Source organism: Ruegeria sp. D3 (assembly GCF_056534465.1).
In genome coordinates this window covers 190,686-211,121 of record NZ_JBQFPK010000009.1, presented here as the reverse complement: position 1 = coordinate 211,121, position 20,436 = coordinate 190,686, and the positions used below count along the sequence as shown (strand labels likewise).

The following is a 20,436-nucleotide window of genomic DNA, read 5'->3' as shown; positions in this document are numbered from 1 at the left end:
GCAGACAGCCCCCCTGCCACCCTATCAGAAATCCAGATCCGCGTAATGCGGCGGAGGCCGGAACCCTGGCACCTGATCCGCTAGTATCGACCGGAACGCGGGCCGGGACTTGATCTTGGCATACCAATCCTTCACCGCCGCCGACCGGTTCCAATCCACATCCGAGATATAGTCCAACGCCGACAAATGCGCAGCCGCCGAAAAATCCGCCAGCGTCATCTGATCGCCAGCCAACCAACGCCGATGATCCAGCAACCATGCCATATAATCCAGATGATATTTAATGGCCTTGGCACCCTCTTTCACGTTCTTGCTGTCCGGGTATCCCTGACCGGTCATCTTCTTGTTGACCCGTTCATACAACAGTTTCGATGTCACCTCGTGATGAAACTTGTCATCGAACCAACCCACCAATCGCCGCACCTCATACCGAGCTTCGGGGGTTTTCGGCATCAAAGATGGCTCGGGGCGCGTTTCCTCAATGTATTCACAAATCGCTGCGCTTTCCGCCATCACCTGACCGTCCAACCGCAGAACGGGAACTTTACCCGCCGGATTGCGACGCAGGAAATCCGGGTCTTGCTCCCAATACTTCTCTTCGACCAGCTCAACCTCGATCTTCTTTTCCGCTAGCGACAGACGGACCTTGCGGCAATATGGGGACAGGGGAACGTGAAACAGACGCGCCATGAGCTTCCAATCGAACCAGTGAATACAATCCAGCTTTAGCGCCGAGAGGGTTAGTATTTCAATCCTCGAAACAATCTGCGCGACCATCTGCGCGGATGGTGGCCGCCCCATCCAGGATCGAGGCCGCCCGCCTACGTGTGCGTACTGATGGATCAGTGACCGATCTGTTTCGGGGGGAGGGCAGAATTGCAGCGATCCGCGCGGCCTGAACCGGCGACAGCTTGGAGGCGGGTACATTGAAGTTACGCTGAGCCGCTGCTTCGACTCCAAAAACGCCATTCCCGGTCTCGGCCACGTTCAGATACACCTCAAGGATACGTTGTTTGCTCCAAAAGATTTCGACAACCGGTGTGATCGAGGTTTCAAGCGCTTTGCGTACCCAGCTGCGCCCTTGCCACAAGAACACATTCTTCACCACCTGCTGTGTAATCGTTGACGCACCCCTTGACCCTCCGTCCTCGAGTGCATCGCGAATGGCTTCGACATCAAAGCCCCAGTGCAGACAGAAATTGGCGTCTTCCGCCGCCACAGCCGAGCGCGCCATGACCGGAGAAATCTGTTCTATCGGAACCCAATCCCGTTCGACTTTGCCTAGGCGCCGCCACTCGGACCAGATCGTGTGGGTCACCGGTGGATTCACCACCGAATACAAAACCACCAGCCCAACAACACATGCGATCACCACCAAAAACCCACGCCCTACCCAGCTGCGGATTCTCGGAATAATCGGTGTTTTTCTTTTAGCGGCCTTGCGTTTCTTGCTGCTCGATTTGCGCGCTGCTTTTTTTGCCATGCTGTTGCTATACGACGCCGAAGACGGGTATGGAACGGGTTAAATCGCGATTACGCGGGCTTCGCGCGGGCGTACTACCGGACGGGCGGTATCCGGCAAAACAGGGTTTTCGCGACCAAGCTCGGGAAACAAGGTCAGAATCTCGGCCTGCGTTTGGCTGTCGGCCATTGATACGGCATGACCCGGATAAAAACTTTCGCTTTTTGCGCCATTTGCCGTCACGATCTCATGTCGTGAAAACAGCAGATGCAGATATTCGACCTCGCCACCTTCGACGCGCGTGACCGTTTTGCCGTTCACAAGACAATGCGCCGCAATCAGAACTTCGGAATGCCCAAATAGATAGGGCGCGCGCCAGTCCTCGATCAGAATACGGTGTTGCGGAGAGACGATCAGCGGTTTGTTCGTCCCCAAAACACCGGCTTCAAAGCGTACCGGGGCAAGTTTTCCCTGGGCTTTCACCGTTGTTCTGCCGACCCAAAGCAAAGGCTGCGCCCCGTTGTCAGAGGTCAGAACCAGATCACCGGGACGCAAGTCCTCGACCCGGCGAGGGCCGGATACCGTCTCGATCATTGTGCCGGGCGTGAAACACGGTGGGCCCAGATCGCCGGCTCCGATATCGACCGAACCAAATGAACCTCCGGTGTCGCTGAAATCAGTCGCAGATGAGCTGACGAACGTCCCGCTTTCCAAAACTTGTCCGTCGGTGGGTGTAAACACCTCGCGCCCATCGGCAAGATAGAAGGTCACACCCGTGTAGGTGATCTGAGTGCCGTCATCCAATTCAATGGTCACCATGTCATCGAAATAGGACGCCGTAATGTCTGATCCGTCGACCGAGTCGTTGTTCAGCCGGTTGATCAGGCCGTTGTCGTTCTGGTCGACGATGTCGAATTTCTGAACCGTCAGGGTCGAGCCAGGTGTCGTACCGTTCGCTCCGGGATTGGCCGGGTCGATGACAAAAAACTGATCTGTGTAGGTTGTTGGCATGTGCCTGCTCCCTGCGACGCGTTAAATGGACTGGCGACCAGAGCGCCGAGATAACGTTTTCGTTAGCTAGGCGTGAAACGATTAAAAACGCAAGAAAACCGTCAAAAATGCCCAAAAATAGAAAAACCCGCGTGTTTCAGGAGACACGCGGGTTTTTCGATTAACGATCAGACAGGGTCTTATTCCGCAGGAACTGCTTCAACTTCGTTGGTCAGAGGATGGCTGAGCTTGTTCAGCATCTCCTTTGGGCAGACCTGAAGGAAGTTTGCCTTTTCCACATCCCAATGTTGCAGGATATCTGCAGCTTTGCGACTGTTGGTTTCCAAAGCATGGCGTTCAATCAGCGTTTTCATCTGGTCCATCCAGTGATCCACCGTCACCGGGCAGGTCACCAGTGTTTCCATGTTCATCAACGCCTGCGCCTTGCCTTCGGGATCGTACAGGTACGCCATGCCGCCGGTCATGCCCGCGCCAAAGTTGGCACCAATGTCGCCCAGAATCACGGCCACACCGCCGGTCATGTATTCGCACCCGTTCGAGCCGCAGCCCTCGATCACCACTTTGGCACCCGAGTTCCGAACCGCGAACCGTTCACCTGCGCGACCCGCTGCGAACAGGTGGCCGTCGGTGGCGCCGTATAGAACCGTGTTGCCGATGATCGTGTTGTCATCTGCCTTCAGCGGGCTGACCTGCGGTGGGCGCACGACGATCATGCCGCCCGACAGACCTTTGCCGACATAGTCATTGGCATCACCCGACACTTCCAGTTTCAGACCCGGCGCCGCAAAAGCCCCCAGCGACTGACCAGCCGAGCCCTGCAACTTCACATGCAGATGATCGTCTTGGAACGTGTTCCGCATACCAAAGTTCTGCACGATATGGCTGGACACCCGAGTGCCCACTGTCCGGTGCGTGTTTTGGATCGCGTAGGACAGCTGCATCTTCTCACCGTCTTTCAGGAACCGCGCCGCGTCGCGCACAATCTCGGCGTCCAGCGTGTCAGGCACTGCGTTGCGATCCTTGTCGCGGTTGTAGACGATGTCATGTGCGCCATCGACGGTGATCAGCAGCGGGTTAAGGTCCAGATCGTCCAGATGCGCCGAGCCACGGCTGACCTGCGCCAGCAGATCGGCCCGTCCGATGATCTCGTCAATCGAGCGCGCACCAAGGCTGGCCAGCAGCTCGCGCACTTCCTGCGCGTAGAAGGTGATCAGGTTGACGACCTTGTCGGCATTGCCGGTGAATTTGGCGCGCAGGGATTCGTCCTGCGTACACACACCAACCGGGCAGGTGTTCGACTGGCACTGACGTACCATGATACAGCCCATCGCGATCAGGGCAGCGGTGCCGATGCCGTATTCCTCGGCCCCCATCATCGCGGCCATGACAATGTCACGCCCGGTGCGCAGCCCGCCATCGGTCCGCAGAGTCACGCGGTCGCGCAGGTTGTTCATCGCCAGAACCTGATGCGCCTCGGTCAGGCCCATCTCCCACGGCAAACCAGCATACTTGATCGACGTCGCGGGCGACGCGCCCGTGCCGCCATTGTGACCCGAAATCAGGATAATATCCGCTTTGGCCTTGGCCACACCGGCGGCAATCGTGCCAACGCCCGACGACGCCACCAGTTTCACCGTCACCTTACAGCGCGGGTTGATCTGTTTCAGGTCATAGATCAGCTGCGCCAGATCCTCGATCGAGTAGATATCGTGGTGCGGCGGCGGTGAGATCAACGTCACGCCTTTGGTCGAGTGACGCAGGCGCGCGATCAGGTCGGTGACCTTCATGCCCGGCAACTGACCACCTTCACCCGGTTTCGCACCCTGGGCGACCTTGATCTCAAGCTCTTCACACTGGTTCAGGTATTCGGCGGTCACGCCAAAGCGGCCCGAAGCCACCTGTTTGATCTTGGCCGACGGGTTGTCGCCATTCGGCTCCGGCACGAAATGCGCCGGATCTTCGCCGCCTTCACCAGAGTCAGACTTGGCTCCGATCCGGTTCATCGCCACGTTCAGCGTCTTATGCGCCTCGGGGCTCAAAGCACCCAGCGACATGCCCGGCGTGACAAAGCGTTTGCGGATCGAGGTGATCGATTCGACCTCTTCAATCGGCACCGGTTTGCCCAGCGGTTTGAAATCCATCAGGTCACGCAGGTGGATCGGCGGGTTTGACTGCATCTTGGCCGAGTACTGTTTCCACAGCTCATAGGATGCGCGGTTACACGCCATTTGCATCATATGCATCGAGCTCGCTTCCCACGCATGGGTCTCACCCGATTTGCGCGCTTTGTAGAAACCACCGATGGGAAGCACGTCCAGACCGCTGTCCCAACCTTTGGCGTGGATTTCCTCGGCCTTGGCCTGAATACCGGTGACACCGATGCCGGAAATCCGGCTGGTCATGCCCGGGAAAAACTCGGCGACCATGGCGCGGCTCAGGCCCACGGCCTCAAAGTTCAGGCCACCGCGGTACGAGGAGATCACCGAAATCCCCATCTTGGCCATGATCTTCAGCAGGCCTTGATCAATCGCCTCGCGGTAGCGCGCGACATTCTCGGTCAAAGTGCCATCCAGCAAGCCGCGATCAATGCGGTCAGCCAGCGAGTCTTCGGCCAGATAAGCGTTCACAACGGTCGCGCCACAACCGATCAGAACGGCAAAGTAGTGCGGATCAACACATTCCGCCGAACGCACGTTCAGCGAACAGAAAGTCCGCAGTCCCTGACGGGTCAGATGCGAATGAACGGCACTGGTCGCCAGGATCATCGGCATCGCCACGCGGCCCTCGCCCGAGTTCATATCGGACAGCACCAGATGCCCCGCGCCCGAGCGCACGGCCTCTTCTGCTTCGGCTCTAACACGGACCAAAGCAGCGCTCAGCGCGCCCCGACCGGGTTCAAAGCTACAGTCGATTTCCGCCAGCGGCGAGCCGAGATTTTCCACCAGCCGGTCCCATTGGGCGTTGCCTACAAAGGGGCTGTCCAGCGTGATGATCTCGGTCTGGCTGCTGTCTTCGTCCAGCACGTTTTTCAGGTTTCCGAACCGGGTTTTCAGCGACATGACGCGGTATTCGCGCAGGCTGTCGATCGGCGGGTTGGTCACCTGGCTAAAGTTCTGGCGGAAGAAATGGCTGAGCGGGCGGTATTGCTTGGACAAAACTGCCGACGGGGTGTCATCGCCCATCGAAGCCAATGATTCCTTGCCGTCTTCAGCCATGGGGGCAAGGATTTGCTCCAATTCTTCAACAGAATAACCAGCCGCGATCTGGCGCTTGCGCAGTTCCTCTCCGCTGAACTTCGCGGTCTCTGTCACGCCTGACAGGCTTTCATTCAGATCGTTGATCTTGCCAACCCACTCACCAAACGGCAGAGCACGCGCCAGTTTATCCTTGATCTGCGTGTCGCGGTACAGCTTGCCACGCTTCATATCCACGGCCAGCATCTGACCCGGGCCCAGCGCGCCTTTTTCCGTCACCGATGCCTCATCAATCGGCACCATGCCGGCCTCGGACCCTGCGATAACCAGACCATCGCCAGTCACCACATAGCGCATCGGACGCAGGCCGTTCCGGTCCAGACCGGCGCATACCCAACGGCCATCGGTCATGGCCAGCGCGGCGGGGCCGTCCCACGGTTCCATCACCGAGTTGCAATAGGAATACATGTCACGCCACGCCTGCGGCAGTTCAACCGCCTGCTTGGACCAGCTCTCCGGCACCAGCATGGTTTTCGCCATCGGAGCAGACCGGCCTGCACGTACCAGAACTTCGAAAACCGAGTCTAGTGCGGCTGAATCCGACGATCCGCCCGCGATGATCGGTTTGATGTCCTCGGCATAGTCCCCAAAGGTCGAGGATGCCATGCGGATCTCATGGCTTTTCATCCAGTTGACGTTGCCTTTTAGCGTGTTGATCTCGCCGTTATGGGCCAACATGCGGAAGGGCTGCGCCAACCACCATTGCGGGAAGGTGTTGGTGGAATAACGCTGGTGATAGATCGCAAAGGCGGATTCGAAACGCTCATCCATCAGGTCGGGGTAGAAGACGGCCACTTGTTCAGCCAACATCATGCCCTTGTAGATGATCGAGCGGCACGACAGCGACGCCAGATACATTCCCGAAATCCCAGCCGCTGCCGCCGCTTTTTCGATCCGGCGACGGATCACATACAGCTCACGCTCAAAGGTTTCTTCGTCCACGCCTTTGGAGTTCGAGATCAGGATCTGCTCAATCTCGGGGCGGGTCGCGTTGGCCTTTTCGCCTAGACAGGTCACATCAACCGGCACGTGGCGCCAGCCATAGATGTAGTAACCCATGCGCAGCACTTCGGTTTCCACGATGGTCCGGCAGCTTTCCTGCGCACCGAAATCGGTGCGGGGCAAAAAGACCTGACCAACAGCGATCAGCTCGTCCAGGTTGGGCTCGTGACCGGTGCGACGGATCTGATCATAGAAGAAGGGGACCGGAATCTGCACATGGATGCCGGCACCGTCGCCGGTTTTGCCATCGGCATCCACAGCGCCCCGGTGCCAGATCGCCTTGAGCGCGTCGATCCCCGCATCCACAACCTTGCGCGAAGGCTTGCCGTCGACGGACACAACAAGGCCTACGCCGCAGGAAGAATGTTCTTCCTCTTTGGAATAGAGACCGTTTTCGGCCATCCACTGACGTTTGGCTTCTTCGGCGCGCACCCAATCGGCATCGTATTTGGTCATTGGCTGTCTCCTTCTTCCGAGGAGGCATACATGGCCTCAACCTCGGCTTTGGTCATTTGCTTGCGTTCACCTGCGAACGCGTATCCTTCGGGCTTTTTGTCGAAGTAAAGTTCAAGTTTCAGCGTGTGGCCTGTATCCTGAAACAGGCCTGCCGCGATTTGCGTGTGTCCGTGCATTTCACCTGGAAGCGTGATCCGGTACCATAGCGCCGAGCCGCAGTCAGCGCAGAAGGCGCGCTCGGCCCAATCGGACGAGGTGAAGGTTTTCACGGGGCCTAACGCGGCATAGCCCTCTTCGGCCTCAAACGTCACAAGCATCGAGCTGGTCCAGCGGCGGCACTGGTCGCAATGGCACGCGCCCAGCGCATCGCGCGCGGGAGTCGCGGTCACGGTGACCGCGCCACACATGCATTGGCCTTGCAACTCGGGCATTCCGGCGCTCCTGATTTCTGGGTTATTCGGCTGCAACCGCAGCCTTGGCGTTGAAACGGTCGATGATCGCATCGGCACAGTCGCGCCCGTCACGGATCGCCCACACGACCAGAGAGGCCCCGCGCACGATGTCACCGATGGCGTAAACACCGTCCATCTCGGTCTCGCCGGTCTGGAAGGCGGCCTTGACGGTGCCCCAACGTGTCACGGGCAGGTCGGGCTGACCGAACAGGGTGGGTAGGTCTTCGGGCTCAAACCCCAGCGCCTTGATCACCAGATCGGCGTCTTCGACATAATCCGCACCTTCGATCACCTCAGGTGCCTGACGGCCTGTCGCGTCGGGCTGGCCCAGACGCATCTTCTGCACCATCACACCCTGCACCTTGTCGTCGCCGGTAAAGCCCTTGGGCGCGCTGAGCCATTCAAACACCACGCCTTCTTCTTCGGCGTTCTGAGTCTCACGCTGCGAGCCAGGCATATTCGCGCGGTCGCGACGGTACAGGCATTTGACCGAGGTCGCACCTTGACGGATCGAGGTGCGCACGCAATCCATCGCAGTATCCCCGCCACCGATCACGACGACCTTTTTACCAGAGGCGTTCAAGCGGCCATTGTCAAAGTCTTCGACCGCATCGCCAAAGCTTTTGCGGTTCGAGGCGGTCAGGAAGTCGATCGCTTTTTCGATCCCGGCCAGACCACTGCCCGGCATAGACAGGTCACGCGATTTGTAAACGCCAGTGGCAATGATAACCGCGTCATGCTTGCCACGAATGTCTTCGAATTTCGCGGCGTCGACGTCACAATTCAACTCGAATGTCACGCCGCCATCGGCCAGCAGGTCGTTGCGGCGCTGCACGATGTCCTTTTCCAGTTTGAAGCCCGGAATACCGTACATCAACAGGCCTCCGGCGCGGTCATAGCGGTCATAGACCGTCACCTGAATACCTGCGCGGCGCAGCATGTCAGCGGCCGCCAGACCGCCGGGGCCCGCACCGATGATACCAACGCTTTCGCTGCGCTCGACTGTGGGGGTGGTTGGTTTGACCCAGCCTTTGTCCCACGCGGTATCGGTGATGTATTTCTCGATTGTGCCGATGGTTACTGTCCCGTGACCGGACTGTTCAATCACGCAATTGCCTTCACACAGACGATCTTGCGGGCAGATGCGGCCACAGATCTCGGGGAACGTATTGGTCGCCTGGCTGGTCTGATAGGCCTCTTCCAGACGGCCAGTGGCGGTCAGGTGCAACCAGTCGGGGATATTGTTGTGCAACGGGCAATGCGACTGACAATAGGGCACACCGCATTGGCTGCAACGGCTGGCTTGCTCTTCTGCTTTGGCCGAGGCGTATTCGGCATAGATTTCGTCAAAGTCTTCCTTGCGCGTGTCAGCGGCACGCTTTTCAGGCATGGCGCGATCGACTTGCACAAATTTCAGCATCGGTTGCTTGGCCACGGGTCAGACTCCATGAATTGGCTTGGTCGAGTTTCTTTAAGTGATGCAAGGTAGGATGAAAAGTCAATTATGCTGACCTAATTAGTGAATTTACGATCAAAAATCCTAGGGTCGCATGGAAAAAAGCAAAAATTTAGATCCGAATCGGACCTATATGCGTTCTTTCCTTTTCTTCATCACGCTTATACCCATGAACCGCAAAGAACAGGTGACGATGGCACGGGCAGGTTAATGAGTCTATTTCAACTGATTCTTGCGGCGATCATTCAGGGTATCACCGAATTTCTGCCGATTTCGTCATCCGGGCACCTGATTCTGCTGCCCAACCTGACCAGTCTGGCGGATCAAGGCCTTGCCATTGATGTGGCGGTTCATGTGGGCACCCTAGGCGCGGTGGTTCTTTATTTTTGGTCTGACGTAAAATCAGCCGCAGCAGGTTTGCCAGACGCGCTGCGGGGTCAAACAGACACGCCACAGGCACGGCTTGCGCTTGGTCTGATCATTGCGACGATTCCGACGGTTATCCTTGGCGCCATTCTTTATCAAACCGGGCTCAGCCAGTCTTTGCGCTCGATGGCGGTGATTGGATGGACCATGTTGGGATTTGGTCTGCTGCTCTATTGGATGGACCAGAAAGGACAGCAAAGAAAAAAGGCAAATGACTGGGGTCTGAAAGATGCGGCCATTATGGGTTTGTGGCAAATGCTGGCGCTGATCCCCGGCACATCCCGGTCTGGCATCACGATTACGGGCGCCCGGCACTTGGGGTACACCCGAGAAGACGGCGCGCGGATCGCGATGTTGATGTCGATCCCGACTATCTTGGCATCGGGCATATTGCTTTCAGTCGATGTGATCAAAGAAGCCGACGCTCAACTGGCTATTGACGGAGCAATCGCCGCGCTTTTTGCCTTTGTTGCGGCCCTTCTGGCGCTGTCTTTCATGATGCGCTTGCTGCGCAGCGTCAGCTTTACGCCATACGTAATTTATCGCGTTGTTCTGGGCGTAATTCTGCTGGCCATTGCCTACAGTTGATCAGGTCCGCAGGTTGTCAGCGGATCTTTGAATTTCGTCATACTGACCCGAGGGGCGGAACTTCCAAAGATAGTCCGGCAGAACCGACTCCAGCGTGGCCGGCTCGATCCCAAGATCGGCAAAGCTTTTCGCCCCATCCGACACGACGTTGTCGCGGCGCAGGTTTTTCAGCTGATCCCGTGTCAGAATGCTATTCGGGAACAGTTGGAAACTGACGAACTTAATGATGTCCAGAACCCCGGCCATGATCCGCGCGGCAAAAAAAGGCATCCCGATAATCACGCGGCGGCGGTGGATCACGTCAAGCATCTGCTGCATGAGCGCACGGAATGTCTTGACCTCAGGGCCGCCCAGTTCATACGTGCCGGCCGCAGCCTGCCCCAGAACGCCCTGAACAGCAGCTTTGGCCACATCATCGACATAGACCGGCTGAAACTTCGTTTCGGCCCCGACCAGCGGCAGGAACGGCCCCATCCGGGTCATCCCGGCAAAGCGGTTGAAGAATTGATCCTCAGTCCCGAAAATAACCGAGGGGCGCAGGATCACGGCATTGGGCATATGAGCAAGCACTCCGGCCTCACCCTGTGCCTTGGTTTGCGAATACTCACTGTCCGAATCCGCGTCTGCACCAATGGCAGAAATATGGACCATCCGCGTGATCCCTTGTTCGGCTGCGATCCGCGCGATCCGTTCGGCCCCGTCGGCCTGTACGGCGTCAAACGCGTTCTTGCCCAGCTCGTTCAGCACACCCACGCAGTTCACCACCGCATCCGCGCCCTGCATCGCTGCCGCAACCGACGCATCGTCGCGAATGTTGCACAGGATGGGTTCAACCTGTCCAACCACGCCGTAAGGTTTGACGAACATCGCTTCATTCGGGCGCCTGACAGCGACCCGAACACGCCACCCTTCGTTCGCCATACGTCGCGCGACGTACCTGCCGACAAATCCGGATCCGCCATAAATCGTGACCAGTTTTGACATAGAAGGGCTCCTGCTTTTGGCTCCTGATCCGATCTACCGCCCAAAGAGGCGCGGAACAAGGCGCAATAACGCCGCGTGTAGGGGAAAAACCCTGCCTTTTTCGGGTGCGTTTTGGATGGGGTCAAAAAACTTTCAAAAAACTTCCCGAATCCGGTTGACCCTCCTCGCCAGTGGGCTTAAACGCCCCTCCACGACACCTGCCCAGGTGGCGGAATTGGTAGACGCGCTAGCTTCAGGTGCTAGTGTCCGTATGGACGTGGAGGTTCGAGTCCTCTCCTGGGCACCAAATCCCCCGATAACGTATTAATTGTTCTCAGTTTACTTGTCCTAACTGTGCGGGTGAAGGACATGGCGTATGACAATTCGGTCCTCTTTTTCGTTCAACAAGAACGGCATCTACTACTTTATAGGCGGATTCCTCGGGGTCTCCTGAAACACTACTAACGAGGACCGCGCGCTGGTAAATGGCTCGGTCCAGACATTGATCCGTAAGGATGGGGATGAAGTCGAAACCGTTCTGAGCCAATTGAACGAATGTCTGACAGCCTCTGGCAATATGGTTGGTAAATTCACGCTAGAACCTGATCTTTCCGGCAATAGTCGGACTGTGCGAACTGCCTGATACAAAGCCGAGCGCACGGACTAGAATGAAGCGGTTTCCTACTTGAGACGAGCAATGGGCTTTCAAGTTGAATGCTTGCTCTAAGTGATCAACCTTCGAAGATCCCCTCAGAATTGGCCAAGTGGCGAATGCACCTGTTTTGAAAACCAGTGATTTAAGTCTAAGGGCTTCATGGGCACTTTTGACGCCGTTGTGACGCCACCCGTAGCGGAGTTTTCTTTCAAGACGTCCGTCTTGATACTGCCCACATGACCTAACCAATTGACTATGCAGAGTTTGTGTTTCTTATCTTGGGCACCGTATCTTCCACATAGTTGAGAATTGGTATTCCCGCATGCGTATGACGGAGACGCCTGGTCTTTTTGTTCAGGATCTGCATTCCAGCTCGTTCATTTCGGCGTTTCTGGTTTTTGACTGTCGCCTGACACGCTGGTCGAACGCGGGAAATAAACTTGGACCAGAGTCGACACCAAATCTTGCACTTGTTTCGTCCCCTATAAGCTGAGCGTATCTGACCCATGTTCGGAACACAAAAACATCGCGCAGACTGATTATTGACTTGTTGTTTGTCTGCCGCCCAGGTTTCGCAAGCTTCAGATCCCGGAAATAATTCTTTTCATCTGCAGCCCAGCCTTGCGGAGTCTTAAACGGCTTCTGCTCATCCGAACCTTCGTATTTGAAATCAGGATATTCCTGTCCGAATTCGGAACACCCGTGCGAGATTTTTGCGGGCAGACCACAGATCGCATGCTTGGTTTTCAAGTCGTCAAAAGCAGCAAGACAGCTTTTAGCTTCGGCAAGGCTCTGACAATAAATATAACCCTTGTAGGGATACTTTATGCCACTCCTCAGCTCTATCATGCATTTTCGTGCGTTGTCGTTCGGCAGGTCGAGGTTGAGTAGCAGAAAATAAGCCAGAAAAAGATCATCCAGATTCTCGGGCAAAATCTGAACTTTGAAACAATCGTGGCACAAGCTCGGGATAACTTTGGTTTCTTTGAAGAATTTCAAACGCACGTCGCAATGCGTATGCTGACCATTGATGGTCAAGACCCGACCAGAGAACATCTGGGCCACAGGGACAACCTGAGTAATACCCAAGGTTTCCAGAATACTCATCCACTGACGGTAGGCATCGCTGTATACTCTGCGGTCCAACATGCCCAATCGCCAATCAAACCCCAAAGATTCATTTATCCGGCTTTGGGCCGTTCCGAATGCGCCAAAAGCTGTCGTGAATCCTCGGGGTGTTTCCAACAGATTCACAAGCCGCCGGACACTGGCACCATCATCTGGTTTAATCGCAACCCATTGTTCAAGCTGCCTAACTTGCGCGTCGACGGACATCACACCTCTCCTGAAACAGAGAAACTCCCTGCCAGCAAGGTGATCGCCCTCATCACGCCTGTCGTCAACTCAAATGCGCAAGAACCGGCAGTTTGTGCCGGTTCTTGACCTTTTTTGATCAGGACACCGCTTGTTCCGCTACGATTTCGCCAAATCGGGTGAAGAACTTGCCCGACAGCTTTTTGGCCGTTCCTGCAATCAGACGGCTGCCAAGCTGGGCGATCTTGCCGCCGACATCGACCTTTGCGGTGTAGGCCAGAATTGTCTCAGCCCCGTCCTCGGTCAACGTGACCTCGGCGCCACCTTTGGCGAAACCAGCCGCTCCGCCCTTGCCTTCTCCGGTCAAAGAAAATCCACTGGGAGCGTTGGAATTGTCTAATGTGACCTGCCCGGCAAATTTCGCTTTGACCGGACCGATTTTCAGGACCACCTTGGCCTCAAGATCCTCGGACGAGTTCTGGATCAATTCTTCACAACCCGGAATGCACTCCTGCAATATCTCGGGCGTATTCAGCGCTTTGTAAACCACGTCGCGCGGGGCTGCGATGCGGATTTCGTCACTCAGTTCCATTCACGTTTCCTCTGTTCAACAGCATTTCGGAAAAACCAGAAGGGCAGTTTCCGTTGCCTGTTCCGGTGTTTGTTTCGGGCGCTCGGGCCACAGGCGCTTAAGCAAGTTTTTCATCCTGAGAAACCTCCGTCGATTTGTCCGTGTTTCGCCACATCACGATCTCGGCCAGGATTGACAGGGCGATTTCGTGCGGATCTATAGCATGAATGTCCAGCCCGGCAGGGGATTTCAGACGCGCCGCGCGGGCTGGATCCAGACCCTGACCAATCAGCTTTTCCGTGAGTGTTTCGGCTTTGCGGCGGCTGGCCACCATCGACACCCGCGCGGCTTGCGTGTTCAGCGCGGCCCCAAGGGCTGCGCCGTCTCCTTGACCTTGCGAGGCCACGACAACAAAGTCGCGCGCCTCGATACCCAAGTCTTCGACCGTCTCGGGCGTGCTGCTCGTCACCCGAAACCCGGCGAGCGTCCCGTGTTCGCCCAGCGCCTTGGCAATCAACGAGGTGCCAAAGATCACCAATCTTGGCGCGTGCTGATACGGTTCAACCAGCAAATCCACCGTCCCGCCCGAGGGGCAGCCGCTTTTGAAGGTTTGCACGCCATCCGGGTCCGTCATGTCGACCACCTTGTCCGAGGGTTTCACGCGGATCATCTGCGGCGCACCGCTGACCAGCGCTTGTATCGCTGAACTGCGCACCGCGCGCTGCACACAGGCACCGCCCAGATGACCCAATATCCGCCCGTCGCGCGCAATCGCCGCCTTTCCCCCGGCCTTGGCCGAGGTTGCATCCGCTGTGCGCAGCACCGTGGCGACGCAGAAAGGCTCACCGGTTCGGCGCAGGGTTTCGATCGTGTCGAATATGTCGAAATTTGCCATATCAGACTCCTTTCACAACTTGCGAAAATGCGGCTCAAGCGCTGCCAGCGCCTCGAGTGTGTTGGCAGGCAAGTGCGCGTCCAAATGGGGTTCGGCCGCCTGCATCGCCGCTGCGATGGGTTGGTAGTCTTTCCATCCCTTCAACGGGTTCAACCAGACGATGCGCCGTGACTTGCGCCGGATGCGCGCCAGAACTGCGCTCAGCGCCTGCGGATCCGAACTGCAATAGCCGTCCGACAGGATCAGAACGATGGTCCGCCCGTTCAAAGCACGCGCGCCATAGCCGTTCAGAAAGCTTTCCAAGCTACCCGAAATGTCGGTGCCGCCGCCGAACCCCTCGGCCATCAAGGATAACCGCCCAGCTGCACGGATCGAGTCGTGATCACGAAGGGCGTCCGTCACCCGCATCAGGCGCGTGTGAAACAGATAAGCATCCGCTTCAGTCCCGCTACCGATCAGACCTTTGAGAAAGGCCAGAAACACCCGCGAATAGACAGTCATCGACCCGCTGACATCACACAGCGCTACGATCCGCATCGGACGCGGCGGCTTGGCGCGGCGATACAAATCAATCGGCTCACCCCCTCGTGCAAGACTTGCCCGTTGTATCCTCCGCATATCCAACGTAGCGCCCCGCAACGCTTGCTTTCTGCGACGCGACCGCCGATCACGAATGGCACGTGCCAACATCAAGGCCGCCTTTTCAGCCTGTTTTAGAGCCTCGTCATCCATCAACTCGCGCAGGTCCCTGCGTGACAGGTTGACTGTGCGTGTCGCAATCAACTTGCCATCAGTCCCCTCGGCATCGCCTTCGCCCTGATCGGCAGAACCCTCTTGCGCTGCGCTTTCCGCACCCTGTTCGTCGGAATGCGCGGCATCCTGCCAAATCATGGGTTTGGCAGATTGCACCCTCACGTGGCTCGTTTGTGCGACCCCTTCTCGCTGCTTTCCAACGTTGAACCAATATGCATCGAACAAATCGTCAAAACGGCGCCAATCCTCGGCGTCGCTCGCCAGCAACACACATAGCGCCCGGCGGGCCTGATCCGCATCCGTCGCCGTGATCTGAGACAATGCAGACAACGCATCCGCGGTCTCACCCGGACCAACTCGAAGCCCGTTCGACCGCAAATGCGCGATGAACCCAGACATCCGATCTGCCAACCCATCAGCCCGAGAAGGAAACCGCGTGACCTGCATCACGCCACCTTTCCGATCAGCCGGTCCATCACCTCGGGCGGAGCCGCGTCATAGTCCGCAGCCGTCTTCAACAAACATACAAGCGTCGCCTGCACAGCATCGCGCGATTGCGCCATGTCGTTGACGCCCAAACCTGACAGGGCTGCAGCCCAGTCCAACATCTCTGCAATGCCCGGCGTCTTTTCCAAATCTTCTTTGCGCAACGCCTGTACGACCCCAATGATCTGCCGCGCCAGCACGCCTTCAACCTCGGGCATCCGCGCCCGAAGGATCGCCATTTCAACCTCTTTCGAGGGGTAATCAAGGAAACTGTAAAGACACCGCCGACGTAAGGCGTCCGACAAATCACGCGTCCCATTGGCGGTCAGGATCACAATGGGCCGGGTCGTCGCCTCGACCGTCCCAAGCTCGGGGATGGTGATCTGAAAGTCGGACAGGATTTCCAGCAAATAAGCTTCGAATTCCTCATCCGCCCGATCAATCTCATCAATTAACAAAACCGGAGGCTTATCCTGAGAAATAGCCTCTAACAAAGGCCGTTTCAGCAAATACGCATCGGAAAACAACGCAGCCTCGCCAACCCCTCCCTGCGCCTCGGACGCCCGGATCGCCAACAGTTGCCGCTGATAATTCCACTCATAAATCGCGTGGCTGGCATCCAGCCCTTCATAGCACTGCAACCGGATCAAACGCGTCCCACGCCACGCCGCCACAGCCTTGGCGACCTCGGTTTTGCCAACCCCTGCCGGACCTTCCAGCAACAAGGGCCGCCCCAAAGCCTGCGCCAGATGCAGTGCCATCGCCAACCGATCATCAGCGACATAGCCTTGCGCGGCCAATCCGTTCTGCACATCACTCAAAGTCAAAACCAGGATCCATTCTTCATCTGGCAAAAAATACCTCGGGGGAGGTTCGGAGGGGGCTGGCCCCCTCCGTTCGGTCGGATCGGCCAAGCCGATCCGAACCCAATCACCCATGCATCCCCAGCCCATTGGCAATCTTCCAGATGCGCCAGTGGTCATGCGGCATATGGCTCTGCACCAACCCAAAGGGCCGGAACGCATCATGCACCGCGTTCGAGAAACAGGGCACACCACCCACATTGGGGCTTTCCCCAACACCCTTCGCGCCAATCGGATGGTGCGGGGACGGCGTCACCGTATAGTCGGTGATATAGTTCGGTGTCTCCCACGCGGTCGGCAGGAAGAAATCCATCAGCGTGCCAGTCTTAACGTTACCCATCTCGTCATAGGCAATCTCTTGACCCATCGCGATGGCCAACGCTTCGGTCACGCCACCATGGACCTGCCCGTCGATGATCATCGGGTTGATCCGCGTGCCGCAATCATCCAGCGCATAGAACTTCCGCACGTCCCACTCGCCAGTATCCACGTCGATCTCCATGACGCAGATGTAGGCCCCGAACGGATAGGTCATGTTCGGCGGGTCGTAGTAGCTGACCGCCTCAAGACCTGGCTCCAAGCCAGGGATCGCCTGATTATAGGCAGCAAAGGCGATTTCCTTCATCGTTTTGAACCGCTCAGGCGCGCCCTTGACCGAGAACCGATCCACGTCCCACTCGACATCGTCGTCATGGACCTCCAGCAGATAGGCCGCAATCATCTGCGCCTTGGCGCGGATCTTACGCGCGGCCATTGCCGTTGCCGCACCGGCCACAGGAGTGGACCGAGACCCGTAAGTCCCCAGACCATAGGGTGCTGTGTCGGTATCGCCTTCCTCCAGCGTGATGTCATCGGCTGGCAACCCGATCTCACTGGCGATGATCTGTGCAAAGGTCGTGGCATGACCTTGACCTTGAGAGATCGTCCCCAGCCGTGCGATAGCAGAGCCAGTTGGGTGGATGCGGATTTCGCAACTGTCGAACATGCCAAGCCCGAGAATATCGCAATTCTTCACCGGACCCGCCCCCACGATTTCTGTGAAATGCGTCAGACCAATGCCAAGCAGTTTGCGTGTCTTACCGGCTTTGAACTCCTCGACCCGCTGCGCTTGTTCAGCGCGCAAACCGTCATAGTCCACGGCCTTCAGCGCCTTGTCCCAAGCGGTGTGATAATCGCCCGAGTCATATTCCCAGCCCAGCGCCGATTGATACGGGAACTGATCGGCCTTGATAAAGTTGATCCGGCGCAGCTCGGCCGCGTCCATGTTCAACTTGATGGCCAGAACCTCGATCATGCGTTCGATGAAATAGGCGGCCTCGGTCACGCGGAAGGAACAGCGATAGGCCACCCCGCCGGGAGCCTTGTTGGTATAGACCCCATCCACGGCCAGATAGGCGGTCGGAATGTCATAGGACCCGGTGCAGATGTTCATGAACCCAGCCGGGAATTTGGTTGGATCGGCACAGGCGTCAAAGCCGCCGTGATCCGCCGTCGTGTGACACCAAAGGCCGGTGATCTTGCCATCCTTAGTGGCCGCGATCTTGCCCTGCATCCAGTAGTCGCGGGCAAAGGCGGTCGACATCAGATTCTCCATCCGATCCTCGACCCATTTCACTGGCTTGCCGGTAACAATCGAGGCCACGACCGAGCAGACATAACCCGCGTAGGCCCCAACCTTGTTACCAAAGCCACCACCGATATCGGGACTGATGACGCGGATATTGTGCTCGGCAATGCCCGAGATCAGCGACACAACCGTCCGGATCGCGTGCGGGGCTTGGAACGTACCGTAGAGCGTCAGCTTGCCGGTCACCTTGTCCATGCTCGCGACCGACCCGCAGGTCTCCAGCGGGCAAGGATGGGTACGGTGGTAATAGACCATCTCTTCAGCCACCACATCGGCCTCGGCCAGAATAGCCTCCGTCGCGTCTTTGTCGCCCTGTTCCCAGGTGAAGATGTGGTTGTGATGCTTGCGCGGCCCGTGCGCACCTTCGGTCTGACCCTCAAGGTCTTCACGCAGGACCACATCGGATTTCAGCGCCTCGAACGGGTCGGTCAGAACAGGAAGTTCCTCGTATTCAACCTCGACCAGTTCCGCAGCATCCGCCGCGATATAGCGATCCTCGGCCACAACGAAAGCGACCTCCTGACCTTGGAACAGCACTTTGCCATCGGCCAGCACCATCTGTTTATCGCCTGCCAGTGTCGGCATCCAATGCAGGCCCAGCGGCGATAAGTCTTCGGCAGTCAGAACAGCGATCACGCCGGGCAGCGCCAGCGCGGCTTCTTTGTTGACGCTGACAACGCGGGCATGTGCGTAGGGGGAGCGCACAAAATCGCCGAACAACATGCCATCCAGCTTGATGTCGTCGACGTAGTTGCCCTTGCCTTGGGTAAAGCGCACATCCTCGACGCGTTTGCGCGAGCTGCCCATCCCTTTGAGGTTGGCGGCGCGTTCTTCGGGGGTCAGAGTTTGATCGTTCATTCCGCGGCCTCCTTCTGAGCGTTCAGCATGTCAGCCGAGGCCGAGATCGCCTTGACGATGTTCTGGTATCCGGTGCAGCGGCACAGGTTCCCAGCCATACCAAAACGGATTTCTTCCTCGGTCGGGTTCGGGTTTTCCTGCAGCAAGCGATGCGCGCGGGTGATCATGCCCGGCGTGCAGAAACCGCATTGCAGGCCATGATGTTCACGGAACATCTCCTGCAGCACACCAAGGCTGCCATCGTCGTTGGTAAGCCCTTCGACCGTTGTGATATCGGCACCGTTCACCTGCGCCACGAAGGTGGTGCAGGATTTGACGGACTTGCCATCGATATCAACGGTGCAAGCGCCGCAATGGCTGGTTTCGCATCCGATATGGGGGCCGGTGATTTTCAGATCTTCCCGCAGGAAGTGGATCAGCAACGTGCGCGGCTCGGCCAGACCTTCGACCTCTTTGCCGTTCACGGTGAGTTTGACGTGCATTTTTGACATGGGTTCTCCTCCCCTCAACCCGCGCGGCTTTGGGCGCGGTCGATGGCGCGGCGCAGCATGACGCCTGCCACATGTTTCTTGAACTCGACGGGGCCACGATTGTCGGCAACCGGATCAATCGCATCCAACATGGCAGCAACGCAGCCATTCACATCACCGTCCGCCAGCGCAGCGCTTGCGCCTTCGGACCACACAGGTGTGTCAGCCAGATTGGTCATCGCGACCGAGGCCGTTCCGTTACCCACCATCACAGCAGCCGCAGCCGTGGCATAGTCGCCAATCTTGCGCTTTTGCTTTTCATACGCCTGACCGACTCCCGCGCTGGGCACCGGGATCGAGATACGGGTCAGGATTTCCTCATCCTCGCGGGCGGTGAAATACGCGGCCTCGTAAAACTCACGCGCGGCGACGCTGCGATTGCCATCGGGACCGGACAGATCAAATGTGGCGTTCAGGCATTGCATCAACCCCGGCATGTCATTGCCCGGATCCCCATTGGCCACATTGCCACCGACGGTGCCCACATAGCGCACCTGCGGATCAGCGATCTGCAATGCCGCCTCGCGGATCAGCGGAATGGCAGCGGCCAGACCGTCATGCGTGATCAACTCGTGCTGCGTGACCATCGCACCCAAGGTCACGGTGTCGGCGCCGACCTCGATGCCCTTCAGTTCGTCGATGGCTTGCAGATCGACCAGATGGCCCATCTCGGCCATGCGCAGCTTCATCATCGGGATCAGGCTGTGCCCGCCCGCGATCACGCGCGCTTCGTCTCCGTGTTCTTGCAAAATGCCGATGGCCGAGGCGATATCGCCTGGCCGGTGATACTCAAAACCGGCTGGTATCATGTTTT

The 20,436-nt window shown here is 57.6% G+C and carries 17 protein-coding genes and 1 tRNA gene; 3 read left to right on the top strand and 15 right to left on the bottom strand.

Features of this window, described 5'->3' with window-relative positions:
- Positions 1 to 24: 24 nt before the first annotated feature.
- The gene (gene fzlA, locus ACR0DX_RS14875) at positions 25 to 690 is read right to left on the bottom strand and encodes an FtsZ-binding protein FzlA (RefSeq protein ID WP_170355737.1); all 666 of its coding nucleotides are present in this window, start codon (positions 688 to 690) and stop codon (positions 25 to 27) included.
- A 58-nt stretch (positions 691 to 748) separates the two neighbouring features.
- Positions 749 to 1,372, bottom strand: coding sequence for a monofunctional biosynthetic peptidoglycan transglycosylase (mtgA, locus tag ACR0DX_RS14870; RefSeq protein WP_348539098.1), 624 nt, complete (start codon positions 1,370 to 1,372; stop codon positions 749 to 751).
- Between mtgA and ACR0DX_RS14865 the strand changes: the two genes are divergently transcribed.
- Positions 1,308 to 1,526 (top strand): hypothetical protein, encoded by a 219-nt coding sequence (locus ACR0DX_RS14865; protein ID WP_480846576.1) that lies wholly within the window; start codon positions 1,308 to 1,310, stop codon positions 1,524 to 1,526. The two genes, mtgA and ACR0DX_RS14865, sit on opposite strands and share 65 nt — an antisense overlap.
- Here the strand turns inward: ACR0DX_RS14865 and ACR0DX_RS14860 are convergent.
- From ACR0DX_RS14860 to ACR0DX_RS14845, 4 genes are all read right to left on the bottom strand, one after another.
- Positions 1,523 to 2,473, bottom strand: coding sequence for a Hint domain-containing protein (locus ACR0DX_RS14860; RefSeq protein WP_170355550.1), 951 nt, complete (start codon positions 2,471 to 2,473; stop codon positions 1,523 to 1,525). The genes ACR0DX_RS14865 and ACR0DX_RS14860 overlap by 4 nt on opposite strands.
- Before the next feature lie 179 nt (positions 2,474 to 2,652).
- The gene (gene gltB, locus ACR0DX_RS14855; protein ID WP_170355551.1) at positions 2,653 to 7,185 is read right to left on the bottom strand and encodes a glutamate synthase large subunit; all 4,533 of its coding nucleotides are present in this window, start codon (positions 7,183 to 7,185) and stop codon (positions 2,653 to 2,655) included.
- Positions 7,182 to 7,616: a GFA family protein gene (locus tag ACR0DX_RS14850; RefSeq protein WP_170355552.1), complete on the bottom strand. Its 435-nt coding sequence runs from the start codon at positions 7,614 to 7,616 to the stop codon at positions 7,182 to 7,184. Before ACR0DX_RS14850 ends, gltB begins: the two co-directional genes overlap by 4 nt.
- A 22-nt stretch (positions 7,617 to 7,638) precedes the next feature.
- A complete protein-coding gene (locus ACR0DX_RS14845) occupies positions 7,639 to 9,072 on the bottom strand; it encodes an NAD(P)-dependent oxidoreductase (RefSeq protein WP_170355553.1) in 1,434 nt (477 codons plus the stop codon).
- Positions 9,073 to 9,303: 231 nt separating this feature from the next.
- On the opposite strand from ACR0DX_RS14845, the gene ACR0DX_RS14840 reads away from it, so the two are divergent.
- Positions 9,304 to 10,107 carry an undecaprenyl-diphosphate phosphatase gene (locus ACR0DX_RS14840; protein WP_170355554.1) on the top strand — a complete coding sequence of 268 codons (804 nt, stop codon included), beginning with the start codon at positions 9,304 to 9,306 and terminating at the stop codon, positions 10,105 to 10,107.
- On the opposite strand, the gene ACR0DX_RS14835 is transcribed toward ACR0DX_RS14840, so the two are convergent.
- Positions 10,108 to 11,091 carry a complex I NDUFA9 subunit family protein gene (locus ACR0DX_RS14835; protein ID WP_170355555.1) on the bottom strand — a complete coding sequence of 328 codons (984 nt, stop codon included), beginning with the start codon at positions 11,089 to 11,091 and terminating at the stop codon, positions 10,108 to 10,110.
- Positions 11,092 to 11,290: 199 nt separating this feature from the next.
- Between ACR0DX_RS14835 and ACR0DX_RS14830 the strand changes: the two genes are divergently transcribed.
- Positions 11,291 to 11,377, top strand: a tRNA-Leu gene (locus tag ACR0DX_RS14830).
- A 702-nt stretch (positions 11,378 to 12,079) separates the two neighbouring features.
- On the opposite strand, the gene ACR0DX_RS14825 is transcribed toward ACR0DX_RS14830, so the two are convergent.
- From ACR0DX_RS14825 to ACR0DX_RS14790, 8 genes are all read right to left on the bottom strand, one after another.
- Complete coding sequence (locus ACR0DX_RS14825) at positions 12,080 to 13,060, bottom strand: hypothetical protein (protein ID WP_170355556.1); 981 nt, start codon at positions 13,058 to 13,060, stop codon at positions 12,080 to 12,082.
- Between the two features lie 118 nt (positions 13,061 to 13,178).
- A complete protein-coding gene (locus ACR0DX_RS14820; RefSeq protein WP_170355557.1) occupies positions 13,179 to 13,631 on the bottom strand; it encodes an SRPBCC family protein in 453 nt (150 codons plus the stop codon).
- Positions 13,632 to 13,728: 97 nt separating this feature from the next.
- Positions 13,729 to 14,505: an XdhC family protein gene (locus ACR0DX_RS14815; RefSeq protein WP_170355558.1), complete on the bottom strand. Its 777-nt coding sequence runs from the start codon at positions 14,503 to 14,505 to the stop codon at positions 13,729 to 13,731.
- 12 nt (positions 14,506 to 14,517) lie between these two features.
- Positions 14,518 to 15,657, bottom strand: a complete 1,140-nt coding sequence (locus ACR0DX_RS14810) for a vWA domain-containing protein (protein ID WP_480846554.1) — start codon at positions 15,655 to 15,657, stop codon at positions 14,518 to 14,520.
- Between the two features lie 47 nt (positions 15,658 to 15,704).
- Positions 15,705 to 16,571: an AAA family ATPase gene (locus tag ACR0DX_RS14805; protein WP_480846552.1), complete on the bottom strand. Its 867-nt coding sequence runs from the start codon at positions 16,569 to 16,571 to the stop codon at positions 15,705 to 15,707.
- Positions 16,572 to 16,674: 103 nt separating this feature from the next.
- On the bottom strand, positions 16,675 to 19,092 hold the full coding sequence (locus tag ACR0DX_RS14800; RefSeq protein WP_170355561.1) for an aerobic carbon-monoxide dehydrogenase large subunit: 2,418 nt from the start codon (positions 19,090 to 19,092) through the stop codon (positions 16,675 to 16,677).
- Positions 19,089 to 19,583 (bottom strand): (2Fe-2S)-binding protein, encoded by a 495-nt coding sequence (locus ACR0DX_RS14795; RefSeq protein WP_170355562.1) that lies wholly within the window; start codon positions 19,581 to 19,583, stop codon positions 19,089 to 19,091. The genes ACR0DX_RS14800 and ACR0DX_RS14795 overlap by 4 nt, the downstream gene beginning before the upstream one ends.
- Before the next feature lie 14 nt (positions 19,584 to 19,597).
- Positions 19,598 to 20,431 (bottom strand): FAD binding domain-containing protein, encoded by an 834-nt coding sequence (locus tag ACR0DX_RS14790; RefSeq protein WP_170355563.1) that lies wholly within the window; start codon positions 20,429 to 20,431, stop codon positions 19,598 to 19,600.
- Between the last annotated feature and the right edge of the window lie 5 nt (positions 20,432 to 20,436).